General features: G+C 35.5%; 8 protein-coding genes and 4 pseudogenes. 5 read left to right on the top strand and 7 right to left on the bottom strand.

From position 1 onward, the window contains the following. The first annotated feature begins 374 nt into the window (after window positions 1-374). From qoxA to MKX65_RS26105, 5 genes and pseudogenes are all read left to right on the top strand, one after another. Complete coding sequence (gene qoxA, locus MKX65_RS26125) at window positions 375-1241, top strand: cytochrome aa3 quinol oxidase subunit II (RefSeq protein WP_160547485.1); 867 nt, start codon at window positions 375-377, stop codon at window positions 1239-1241. A gap of 92 nt (window positions 1242-1333) precedes the next feature. Next, window positions 1334-3265, top strand: a pseudogene (qoxB, locus tag MKX65_RS26120) (cytochrome aa3 quinol oxidase subunit I). Beyond that, window positions 3265-3861: pseudogene (qoxC, locus tag MKX65_RS26115) on the top strand (cytochrome aa3 quinol oxidase subunit III). The pseudogenes qoxB and qoxC overlap by 1 nt, the downstream one beginning before the upstream one ends. A 1-nt stretch (window position 3862) precedes the next feature. Next, a complete protein-coding gene (gene qoxD, locus MKX65_RS26110; protein ID WP_160547486.1) occupies window positions 3863-4144 on the top strand; it encodes a cytochrome aa3 quinol oxidase subunit IV in 282 nt (93 codons plus the stop codon). A gap of 78 nt (window positions 4145-4222) precedes the next feature. Then, the gene (locus MKX65_RS26105) at window positions 4223-5551 is read left to right on the top strand and encodes a serine hydrolase (RefSeq protein ID WP_160547487.1); all 1329 of its coding nucleotides are present in this window, start codon (window positions 4223-4225) and stop codon (window positions 5549-5551) included. Window positions 5552-5714: 163 nt separating this feature from the next. Here the strand turns inward: MKX65_RS26105 and MKX65_RS26100 are convergent, their stop codons facing one another. From MKX65_RS26100 to MKX65_RS26070, 7 genes and pseudogenes are all read right to left on the bottom strand, one after another. Then, complete coding sequence (locus MKX65_RS26100; RefSeq protein ID WP_445677972.1) at window positions 5715-6263, bottom strand: cytochrome c biogenesis CcdA family protein; 549 nt, start codon at window positions 6261-6263, stop codon at window positions 5715-5717. A gap of 167 nt (window positions 6264-6430) precedes the next feature. After that, the gene (locus MKX65_RS26095; protein ID WP_160549954.1) at window positions 6431-7564 is read right to left on the bottom strand and encodes an IS110 family transposase; all 1134 of its coding nucleotides are present in this window, start codon (window positions 7562-7564) and stop codon (window positions 6431-6433) included. A gap of 251 nt (window positions 7565-7815) precedes the next feature. Further along, window positions 7816-7950, bottom strand: a pseudogene (locus MKX65_RS26090) (cytochrome c biogenesis CcdA family protein); the annotation flags it as partial. 15 nt (window positions 7951-7965) lie between these two features. Next, entirely contained in the window at window positions 7966-8493 is a 528-nt protein-coding gene (gene resA, locus MKX65_RS26085; RefSeq protein ID WP_160547489.1) for a thiol-disulfide oxidoreductase ResA, read from the bottom strand. A 70-nt stretch (window positions 8494-8563) separates the two neighbouring features. Beyond that, the gene (locus tag MKX65_RS26080) at window positions 8564-9346 is read right to left on the bottom strand and encodes a C39 family peptidase (protein WP_160547490.1); all 783 of its coding nucleotides are present in this window, start codon (window positions 9344-9346) and stop codon (window positions 8564-8566) included. 384 nt (window positions 9347-9730) lie between these two features. Next, window positions 9731-11081: pseudogene (locus MKX65_RS26075) on the bottom strand (IS3 family transposase). Window positions 11082-11186: 105 nt separating this feature from the next. Then, window positions 11187-12149, bottom strand: coding sequence for a cation diffusion facilitator family transporter (locus tag MKX65_RS26070; RefSeq protein ID WP_160547491.1), 963 nt, complete (start codon window positions 12147-12149; stop codon window positions 11187-11189). Between the last annotated feature and the right edge of the window lie 142 nt (window positions 12150-12291).

Below are 12291 nucleotides of genomic sequence, written 5' to 3'. Positions count from 1 at the left end.
ACATCCTTTTGCTGTGGAGTATGTTGTAACGGTCGTTAGAATTGTGAAGCTGTCTTGCAAATAGTTAAGTAACCTGTAACTACTATATATGGCAATTTTCAAAAAACGGAGAAAATCTATATAAAAAATCAAAAATTTAAATACCCTTTATATAAAATTTAATAACAAACGAGCAATGAGGCATGTGTCAAGCCTAAATGCTCGTTTGTTTTTTTGTGTTAAAGACTATTGTCGAATTTGTGACAAATTCAATTCTTCACAAATTCTCAATACTTGAATGATAGTATAACAAACTGAAGTTCATTGTAAGATCTATACATTAAAACTCTTATAATCCATGAATTACGATTATTGATTATGAAAGGAGTATTTACATGAAATTTAAATGCGGAGTGTTAACGTTTATAACTATTGCCACAGTGCTAACAGGATGTCAACAACTAACGGTATTAGATCCGAAAGGTCCTCAAGCTGAGAGACTTGCGAGTGACATCCTTTTGACAATGGGGATCATGGCATTTATTGTCATTGTTGTTTTGGCACTATTAATCTACATGTTAGTTAAATTCCGTGCTTCTAAACAAAGTCCATCTGATGAACCGCCCTATATTGAGGGGAATGCATGGGTTGAAGCGGTCTGTGTAGGGGTACCGGTTCTAATAGTTGCCTATCTTTCGTTTGTATCTGTTCAAAGTAACTATATTGTTGAAGCAACACTAAAAGGATACGAAGATCAAGAGCCTTTAGTCATTTATGCTTCGTCTTCTAATTGGAAATGGCATTTTAGTTACCCTGAAGAAGATATTGAGACGGTTAATTACTTATATATTCCAACTGATAGACCTATTGAGTTCAAACTTTATTCCTACGGACCAATTACTAGTTTTTGGATCCCACAGCTTGCTGGCCAAAAATATGCAATGAGCAACATGGTTAATACATTACACTTAGCCGCTGATGAACCTGGTGAATTTATGGGGCGAAACGTAAACTTTAGTGGGGAAGGATTTGCGGAAAATACCTTCAATGTAACTGCGATGTCTCAGGTTGAATTTGAGGAATGGGTAGAAGAAGTTAAGGAAACAGCTGACCCACTGACTGAGAAAAAGTTTAATGACTTATTAGAACCTGGTCATCTTGGGCAAATGACCTTTACGGGAACTCACTTAGAATTTAACCCACCTCCAGAAGAAAATGGATCCTCTGAAACAGCGACTTCCAATGATGAATCAAAGAATTAATCATCAGTTTTTGAGTAATTTCGAGTTGAATATACTAGTTTTTAATTTTAAGCATGAGGAAATAAAATATTTTTCAGAAGGTGCAACAATGGATGGAATTCTTTGAACGGTTTATTGTACCCAATCCAACACCTACGATTTATGCTTCAATGGCAGCTATCGGTCTTACGGTGATTGCAATCATTGCTGGTTTAACCTATTTTAAAAAATGGGGCTATTTATGGCGTGAATGGTTAACTACTGTTGATCATAAACGAATCGGTATTATGTATTTGATTTTAGCTTTATTAATGCTTTTCAGAGGTGGAGTAGACGCACTTATGATGCGTGCTCAACTTTCTGCTCCCGAAAACAAATTGCTCAATGCACAGGAGTATAACGAGATTTTTTCAACACATGGAATAGTAATGATTTTCTTTATGGCGATGCCATTTATTTTTGCCTTAATGAACTTTGTAATGCCGTTACAAATCGGAGCTCGTGACGTAGCATTTCCACGACTAAATGCGCTAAGTTTTTGGTTATTTTTTATGGGGGCGATGTTATTTAACATCTCTTTTGTTATTGGTGGTTCACCGGATGCAGGTTGGACTTCTTATTTCCCGCTTGCAGGGAATGAATTTAGTAAATCCGTTGGAACAAACTACTACATGATATCTATCCAGATATCTGGTATTGGTTCCTTAATAACTGGTATTAACATGATTACGACTATTCTTAAAATGAGAACGCCTGGCATGACCTTAATGAAAATGCCAATGTTCACTTGGTCTTCATTAATTGCCAATGTCATTTTTGTTTTCGCGTTCCCTGTGTTAACAGTAGCTCTTGCGATGGGAACAATGGACCGATTATTTGGAACAAACTTCTTTACATTGGATAATGGGGGGATGGGGATGCTTTGGGCGAACCTGTTTTGGGTTTGGGGACATCCTGAAGTATATATTTTAATACTCCCTGCATTTGGTATTTATAGTGAAGTTATCTCAACTTTTGCACAGCGTAATTTATATGGTTATAAATCAATGGTTGCTTCAATGGCCATTATTTCAATCATGTCATTTTTAGTATGGGCACACCATTTTTTTACAATGGGACAAGGTGCATTAACGAACAGTATCTTCTCGATCACAACCATGGTGATTGCCGTCCCGACAGGGGTTAAAATATTTAACTGGCTGTTAACTCTTTGGAAAGGGAAAATAGAAATTACTACCCCAATGCTTTATGCTCTATTATTCATTCCGCTCTTTACGTTGGGAGGAGTTACCGGAGTTATGCTTGCGATGTCAGCTGCTGACTACCAATATAACAATACAATGTTCCTAGTCGCCCATTTTCACAACGTGATAATTCCTGGAGTAGTTTTTGCTATGCTTGCCGGTCTAACGTACTACTGGCCAAAAATGTTTGGTTTCATGCTGAATGAAAGAATTGGGAAATGGACAGCTTGGATACTCTCTATCGGCTTCGTATTAGCCTTTATGCCTATGTATGTTACTGGTGTAGATGGGGGCAGGTACGTCGGATGTACACGTACTCAGCAGAAAGTGGTTTTGGTCCATTAAATATGGTTTCGTTTATTGGAGCAATTATTATGGGTATAGGTTTTGTTTTAATCGTATACAACGTATACTACAGCACTCGATATGCATCTAGGGATATCAGTTCAGATCCATGGAATGCACGGACTCTAGAATGGGCTACTCATAGTCCAGTCCCTGAATATAATTTTGCGGTTGTCCCTCAAGTACAATCAAGTGAAGGATTTTGGAATGCGAAGAAAAAAGGTCATGAATTATTTAAAGGTTATGCCCAATAAAAGTGGCGTTCCATTTATCATGAGTTGTATCTTCTTGGTTTGGGGATTTTCTTTAGTATTTAGTTTATGGATTCCTGCTATTCTTTCAACGATTGGAATTCTAGCCTGTATTGCTCATCGCTCATTTGAACAGGATCATGGTTATTACATCTCTGTTGAAGAAATTAATGGGACAGAAACAAAAATAAGAGGTGCTAATTAATGAAAATTGAACAATCACTACCACTTGAATATAGCACGGAACAAAACAAAATAAATATACTAGGTTTCTAGATTTTCCTTGGGTCGGAAATAATGCTTTTCGCCACTCTATTTGCTACCTATTTTACCTTAGTAAACCGCACAGGCAACGGCCCTACTGGAGCTGAGATTTTCCAAGTTGGTCCAGTACTCATAGAAACACTATTACTGTTAACTAGTAGTTTCACCGTTGGTCTTGGGATTCACGCAATGAGAATGGGGAAGCAAAATGCAATGATTATGTTTTTTACTATCACCCTTCTTCTTGGTTTAGGATTTTTAGGAGTTGAAATTTTTGAGTTCATTACGTATATACACGAAGGAGCTGGAATACAAACTAGTGCATTTACATCTATTCTATTAACAACCTTAGGAACACATGGTGCACACGTAACACTGGGTCTATTCTGGGGTTGGTTTATTATCTTGCAAGTGAAGAAACGTGGGTTGACTCCTCAAACAACGAATAAAGCGTTTATCTTTTCAATTTACTGGCACTTCCTAGATGTAGTATGGATCTTCATCTTCAGCTTCATCTATTTGAAAGGAATGATGTAATATGACCGAATTATTCCCTCGGAAACAAGTAATAGGGTTTGTGTTTTCGTTAATTCTTACCGCGGTAGCACTTGGGGTTTATTTCTTTGACATGCCGTTTGCAGTAGGTATGACGGTACTCCTTTTAACAGCATTCGCACAGGCAGGTCTTCAACTTATTGTTTTTATGCATGCTGGTGAAACAGAGGATAAGGGTTCGATTTATATAAATATATACTACGGATTAATTATTGCCTTAGTTACCATCTTTGGTACATTACTAGCTATGGTTTGGAATATGTAACCTTACTAATAAACTGGTATGTACAAAAATAATTGATGAAAATATAGCAATTGCAATTATATTGGAGGTAAATTTGTTTTGAAGGGTTTAAAAAAAATTTCAATATTACTTATTATTTTCTTTATCGTTTTAACAACAGTATTAATAAGTTTCGCAAGTAAATCAGATGCAGCTGAAGATGAGTTGGATTTAAAGTTAGAAGCCGCTATTCTGATAGATGCCGATTCAGGTATTGTATTATTTGAAAAAAATGCAGATGTTGTACTGGGAATAGCTTCAATGTCGAAAATGATGACTGAATACATGGTTCTTGAGGCAATTGACCAAAAAAAGATTTCTTGGGACCAACCAGTTGAGATTAATGAATACGTTCATAAGCTCTCAGCAGCTCCGGGACTATCCAATGTGGGTCTCACACAAGGTGAAGCTTATACTGTAAAAGAGCTCTATGAGGCAATGGCGATTTTTTCCGGTAATGCAGCAACAGTTGCGCTCGCTGAACTTATTGGTGGTACAGAAAAGAATTTTGTTGAAATGATGAATAAGAAAGCCGAAGAACTTGGTCTGAAAGACTATAAATTTGTAAACTCATCAGGGTTAAATAATAGTTCTTTGCTGGGTAATCATCCTGCAGGAGGGCCTGATGAAGAAAATGTTATGTCTGCAAGGGCGACAGCAAAGTTAGCGTATCGTTTGTTAAAAGATTACCCTAAGGTATTAGATACTGCGAGTCAACCAAGATTAGAATTTAGAGATGGTAGAACCTATGATAACTTCAATTTCATGCTTCCAGGACTAGTATATGGGTATGAAGGAGTTGATGGATTAAAAACTGGTTCTACTGATTTTGCTGGATATGGCTTTACAGCAACTGCAAAAAGAGGCAATCAACGGTTTATTTCAGTGGTGATGAAGGCCGATACGAGAGATATGCGGTTTACAGAAACAACAAAAATTCTAGATTATGCTTTTAATAACTTTAAAAACGAAATAGTAGTTGAAAAAAACTATCAACTAAAAAGTAAAGATTCAGTGCCAGTGACAAAAGGAAAAGAAGACCAGGTTGAAATCCAAACAGTTGACGAAATCATTCTCCCAATTAAAAAGGGTGAGGAAGATCAATATGTACCAAAGCTTGTCCTTGATAAAGGAAAATTAGATGAAAAGGGAAATCTAACTGCCCCCATTAAAGAGGGTGATAGGGTTGGATATTTAACCATCCAAACTAAAAGTAATGAGCCTATTAGTTATTTAACTAGTGAAGATGAAAATCTCGTGAAAGTGGATGTTGTTGCAGCAGAAGATGTTGAAAAAGCCAATTGGTTTGTGTTAGTGTTGAGTGGAATAAGAGGATTTTTTGGTGCCTTTCTCAACAATGTATCAACATCAGTAAAAGGGTTATTTTAACGTAATAAATGTTTGGCTTCCTGGATCTTACAAGGAAGCCATTTTTATGTTGGTTTTGGAGTTTTTGAGAAGAATTACGACAGGAAATAATAATGAGTAAACATTCATATACTTATTAGTAATTGAGTCATAATATGAAACGATGGGATGTGTGATAGTAATCTTAAAATCCCGTAAACCCGCCAAAAAGTGGTGTTAAAAATGTAATAATTTTTGTCATCATGTTAAAGTATAATAATACTCCCATAAGGACCATTAAAATGCCACCTAAAGCCATAATAACAGCACTATGAGTCTTTAAAAATGTCATTTTATCAATAAACAGAGACATTAGTAGAAAGGGGATAGAAAAACCTAATACATAAAGGAGCATATAGAAAAGTCCTCTACCAGGATCTGATACTCCTAATGCGATTACCCCAGCAAGAATTGGGCCTGTACATGGTGTCCATCCAGCTGCAAAACCAATCCCAATAATAATTGAACCTATATAGCCTGAGGGTCTTTTTTGAAATTTTATTTTTTTATCGGATTGAAGAAAATCAAATTTAAGCAGGCCAGAAAGTACTAAACCAAAGAATACCATTAAAATGGCACCTAATTGTCTAAGTAAATCTTGATAATCTAAAAAAAACGAACCGATGAAAGAGGTGGACAAACCTAAAGCTATAAAAATAATTGAAAATCCTGCTAAAAAAAGAACTGTATGGATGAAAGCTTCTCTATTTAATATCCCTTTTCTGTGAAAATAAATATGGGTTTAAACAAGATCAGTTGTGTTAATGATATTATTAATGCAATTTTTGCAATAGGAAAGCAGAGGTACCTAAATTTATGGTATCTCGAATATCTTTTTTAACTTTTGTCTATACTGCTAATTTATGTTGACTCATGGTAGGGTTCTTTGTTCTTTAGCATGTGATAGATGATTGTAAGCATTCGATGTCCAATGGCAACGAGTGCTTTTTTCTTTCCTCTTCTTGCAGCTAGTGACCAATATTTAGCGGATAACCTGGTGTTTTTACTTCGTGATGCTGCCCACGCAGCTTCGCAAAGTGCTGACTTAATATGAGGGTTTCCTTTCACCGTCCGTGTGCTTTTTCTTTTCCCTGCACTTTCATGATTTCCTGGTGATAGTCCTGCCCAGGAAGCAATATGTTTGGAAGTAGGAAATTGTTCCATATTTACTCCGATTTCTGCAATTATTGTAGCTGCTGTATCTTTTTTAATACCTGTCATCGTGACAATGATATCCACTTCTTCTTTGTAGTCTTTTAAGATTTCATCTATCCTTTTTTCAATATCTGATATTAACTCTTCTAGATAGACAATGTGCATCCAAGATTGTTTGATAAGAAATAATTGGTGGTCATTTATCGTACCAAACAAGGAGTCCGTAATTGACTGTTTTTTATGAGCCATTCGACCATGAATTCTTTGTTCAACGTCTTTTTGATCTAAGTAACCATTAGACATTAGTTGTTCTAAAAGTTTCCTGCCGGAAACTCCAAATACATCTGAAATTACTGTACTTAATTTGATATTTGAAGTCTCAAGTACCTTTTGGATTCGATTCTTTTCAGATGTCATATGACCAATCCATTTCTTGCGGAGACGAGTTAGATCCCTTAGATTTCTTATGTCCTCTGGAGGAACAAAGCTCTTCTCTATTAATCCATGTCTTAATAATTTGGCAATCCATTCTGCATCTGACACATCTGTCTTTCTACCGGGAACGTTTTTGATTCTTTGTGCGTTTGCCAAGGTAATATCAAAAAAATCTTCTAAGATGTTATAAACAGGTTTCCAGTAAACGCCAGTGCTTTCCATCGCAATATGAGTTACCTGTTTTTCTTCTAACCACTTTAGAAGCCGAAACAAGTCTTTAGTCATAGTAGGAAATGTTTCAGTTTCTTTTACCAGGTCTGCCTCTGATTCACCCATTAGGACACAGGCTACAATAGTCTCTGAGTGAACATCCAAGCCAGCACACCGTTTGTACAATGTTTCCATTTGTTCAACCTTCCAGAATTATATTCCACAAACAGTGGAATGAATTTGAAATTAAGCATTTTTCTGTTCGTAGTCATCTCTCATAGGAGAGAGCTAACAATGGGTTGTGCACCAAATTCATTCCAACAGTTTTTTGTACAGGGTAAGACCACCAATAAGAGCCACGTCATATACTCACTGTTTGTGGTATCTACATTATGGAGTGGGGAACCAATTTTCATTCCTGGGTTAAGAGCGAAAGATCATGATTGTTTTTTGTTCTTTAAATCGTTTACCGACACCCCAGTTATATAAGATAGAAATGCGGGATATAACGGAAGGGAACATGGTGATAAAAATGAAAGAAGACCTGCTCCAAACGCTAAAAATAAATTGACTTGTTCCATAATTCATCACCTAACTCAAGGTTTAATAAGTTCCATATAGTTTGCTATATCCCGTTCAGTCATACTGCCAGTTATGACCTTCACTATTGTCCCGTTCTTATCAATTAAAAATGTTGTTGGAATAGGAGTTATATCATAAGTTTCTGTAACAGCTGAATCTTTATCTTTAAGTATAGGAAATGTAAGACCATATTTATTGGCAAATGCTTCAATAGCAACTTCACTTTCTCCTATATTAATAGCTAATGTCTCTACTCCTAGATCTTTATAATGTTTATACTGTCTTTCCATATAGGGCATTTCCTTTTCACACGGTTTGCACCAAGTTCCCCAGAAATTTAGGAAGACTCCTTTTCCATTTAGATCAGAAAGTTGAACTTTGTTTCCTTGCATATCCTCAAGTAAAAAATCAGGTGCTTTTTCTCCTGCTTGAACTCGCATTTTTTCAGTAAAGAAATTTTGGTAAAGTGTATAGGATATTGCTAATAACATTATTAGTAACAAGCTTATTCTAAAAATTGTCCGCTTTTTTTTGTTTCCCATGCTATTCTCCCTTTTATTATATAAATAATTAATTAAATATTCTTATAAAATTTATTAATAAACATTGTAATTAATAATAGGTGACTGCCTGCCTCCCTAATTGCTCCCAAGCCGCAATAAAATTATCCGTAGAAACCCTTTTATTTTTTCCTCCATTTAAAGGATCATTAAAATAAACATACTTATCATCGTAACCTGTTATTAGAACTGAATGTAATCTATACGTTATGTTCACATCACCTCTAGGTGTTTGCCAGGTTTCGAAAGCGCTATCTGGTAAACTATTATATGTTGCATTAGTAATAACCCAAACTGGGCTACCAAGGGAAAGATATGTTTTTAATTCATTAAATTCACTCCCTGTTAGGTCAACTACTTTCCCTGGCATATACTCCTCTGCAAGCTTTTTTATTGGAAGATGGTATACACCGTAACCGGGATTATTATATGAATACATATCTCCAATGAATCCATCGTTAGGATGCCCCCAAGAAATGTTACTACCTTCTTTTATTAAAGGTGTTGTATCTTTTGGGATTTTTTCGGCTAATTCCATTTTTCCTACATTTATACCCTTATATTGTAAAAGCATGGCTAGAGATGTTACCTCACATCCCCTAGGTAGTTCAGGGAATTGCTTAATAGTAGGGGCATCTAACAAAACGGTATCTTTAATTTTAATAATAGGTAATCGATCTTTTTTAGCTTCAAATGATGTAGCGTTAAATTTTTTGTTATCAATTATTTGTGCAAAAGTTATTTCTCCATACTTTTTTTGTACAAATAGGGTATAGAGGCTGAAAGTAGAAAGTAATAAAATAATAGAACCTAATATATATTTCCAAATTTTCATAGTAAATGATCTCAACTTTATGATAAGCAGTATTTAAATTTGTGCAGATCTAAATTGTTGATTTTATATCTCCCTTCTAATCTTTAACAATGTACAACCTTATTATATTCTAGAACCACACCTTACTCAAAGGTTAATTTGAATGAAGTAGAAATCATGTAGACACAAAACAGATTGAAAAGAAAGGATTACTTATAATTATCGAACGTTTTGATAGCTTTTTTTATTAAAGATTTGTTGATTGGATTAACCTCGGGAAAATGTCTCGGCTATGCCACGGGAAGATTCTTCTACGCATCTAGCCGTACTACTTCACTAAAACTTATTGTAAAGATAAAAGACTGTAGACAAACTTGATCTGACCCAAAAAAGTTAGACAATAATTTAAGCAGCTTCTAAGATCTGAGTCCGGTATTGTACTGGACTTAGGTCTTTTAATTTTGTCTTCATACGTTTGTGATTATAGTAATTAATATAATCTACTAATTCTTCTTCAAAGTGCTCCATACTTTCGAATTTCTGGAGGTAAAGCAGTTCAGACTTTAATAAGCCAAAGAAATCCCTTCCATGACGGCGTTGTCTAAACAATTTCCCTTACGGGACATGCTTTGTATGATGCCATGCTCCTTTAACGTTCTTTGATATCTTTTCATTTGGTAATGCCAGCCTTGATCGGAATGGAGGATGACTCGATCTTCTGATGTTAAACGCTGAGTTGCTTGTTCCAACATATCACCTACAAGTTGATAAACTGGTGGTTTCATTACTGTATAGGCAATGATTTCGCCATTACATAAATCTAGGATGGGTGATAAATAGCGCTTCTCACCAAATAGATGGAATTCCGTTACATCTGTTACCCATTTTTGATTCATTTTTTCTGCTTTAAAATCACGTTGAATCACGTTCGGGGCAATACGCCCGACATTTCCTTTGTAAGAGCGATATTTTTTCAATCGAACCAGGCATTTTAAGCCCATTTCATTTATAAGACGGTTGATGGTCTTGGGATCATGAGAAAACCCGATTTTCTTTAATTCTTTTGTGATTCGACGATAACCATAACGCCCTTTATGCTCATGAAAAATAGATTGGATAGCTGTCTTTACTGCAGAATATTTATCTTCCCGATTTAAACGTTTTTCCCAATAATAATAGGTACTACGTGGAATTTCAGTGACTTTGATAAGGGCCACTACATCATAGATTGCCTTTAGTTCATAAATTACTTGCGCTTTAATTTTGGATGGAATTTTTCCTGCATTTGAACTAAGGCATTTAACTTTTTTAAATAGGCGTTCTCCATTTCAAGATGTTTAATTCGTTCTTCAAGCGCTTTAGTTGAACCTTCAACTAACTTTCTTTTTTTTGTTTCTTTTTTCATGGATGGTAGCCCCTTTTTCTTAGGAATGAGGGCATCGAATCCACCAGCATTAAAATTTAGCCGCCATGTTCGAACTAATGATGGAGAAGAAATATTAAAAATAGCAGCTGCATCGTAGGAGGATGTACCCGTATCCTTCATATAATTAAGTACATCCATTTTAAACTCCGCGGAATAACTTGTATAGGATTTCTTAAATCCCTCTTCTCCCTGTATTTGATATAACCGGACCCATCCTTGAATCATTTGATAAGAAACGTTATATAAATCTTGAAGTTCCAAAAAACTATGTTTCCCCTCAAGGTAAAGACGAGCAATAAATATTTTCTCTTGGGCTGTAAAATTAGCCATAAAAAACACCCCTAAATCGTTAGATTTAATGTCTAACAATTTAGGGGCAGTTCAACTCGAAATACATTGGGTTTGTCTACAGTCTGGATGTATCATTAGGTAGGTTTAAACTTTTAATTCATTATGAGCAATCTGAGATTTTTCAATTTGAATAGTGGTGTGTTCAATAAGAAAAATATCATGCATTTTATTAATGGCTTCTTGTAGAACCTCTTGACTGTTAATGTTATCCTCAACTAAAATATGACAGCTAAATGAGTCTAATCCAGAAGTGATTGTCCAAATATGGAGGTCATGGACATCAATTACCCCTTTTATTTCTAATAAAACAGACTTTACTTCATCTTGGTTAATACTAGGGGGAGTACCCTCCATTAAAATATGAGTGGAATGTTTTATAACTCCCCAAGCACTTTTTAAAATCAGTAAAGCGACCAAAACTGAAATAATTGGGTCGGCAACATACCAATCGAATAAAAGCATTAAAATTCCAGCAATTATAGCTCCAACCGAGCCTAATGCATCACCAAGAACATGTAAGTAGGCACTACGTAAATTTACATTGTTTTTTACATCACCTTTTCTCATTAGAGACCAAGCGCTAAACAAATTTGCAAATAAGCCTACAGATGCAATTAACATCATTGAACCACTTGCAACAGTGGGTGGTTGGAAAAAGCGGCCATAAGCTTCCCACACAATAAACCCGGCAATAACAAATAAAGTAACACCATTGAACAATGCAGCTAAGATTTCAAAACGATAAAAACCATAGCTTTTGTTTGCTGAGGCTGGTTTAGAAGCAAACCAGATAGCGACTAAACTTAATAATAAAGAGCTGGCGTCACTCAGCATATGTCCTGAATCTGATAATAGAGCTAAACTGTTTGTTATTAAACCACCGAAAAACTCTAAAAACATAATAATTGTGGTAACCAATAGTGCGATTATTAACCCTTTTTTATTGCCTTCCCTGGCTTCCTCAAAGTGATTATGGCCGTGTGAATGACCATGATGATCGTGGCCATGATGATGGTGACTATGACCATGGTGGTGATGATGCCCCATAATAATGCCTCCTTTGGTTCATTTTTAACGTTGTTGATTTACTTAATGGATTGATTAAGGTGTTAAATATTGTAATTCAGCTTAATTTCTTGCTGCCTCCCCATGTTATAACTAGGGGAGGTATGGTCAATATAAAATACAG

The sequence above is a fragment of the Robertmurraya sp. FSL R5-0851 genome (assembly GCF_038002965.1).
Classification (GTDB): Bacteria; Bacillota; Bacilli; order Bacillales; family Cytobacillaceae; genus Robertmurraya_A; species Robertmurraya_A beringensis.
This window is presented reverse-complemented; position numbering and strand designations above follow the sequence as displayed.

What these genes read in the sequence shown, in the direction of transcription:
- MKX65_RS26080 (WP_160547490.1), bottom strand. Translation starts at nt 9,346, where the DNA reads ATGAAAATTTGGAAATATATATTAGGTTCTATTATTTTATTACTTTCT.
- resA (WP_160547489.1), bottom strand. Translation starts at nt 8,493, where the DNA reads ATGGGAAACAAAAAAAAGCGGACAATTTTTAGAATAAGCTTGTTACTA.
- qoxD (WP_160547486.1), top strand. Translation starts at nt 3,863, where the DNA reads ATGACCGAATTATTCCCTCGGAAACAAGTAATAGGGTTTGTGTTTTCG.
- qoxA (WP_160547485.1), top strand. Translation starts at nt 375, where the DNA reads ATGAAATTTAAATGCGGAGTGTTAACGTTTATAACTATTGCCACAGTG.
- MKX65_RS26070 (WP_160547491.1), bottom strand. Translation starts at nt 12,149, where the DNA reads ATGGGGCATCATCACCACCATGGTCATAGTCACCATCATCATGGCCAC.
- MKX65_RS26095 (WP_160549954.1), bottom strand. Translation starts at nt 7,564, where the DNA reads ATGGAAACATTGTACAAACGGTGTGCTGGCTTGGATGTTCACTCAGAG.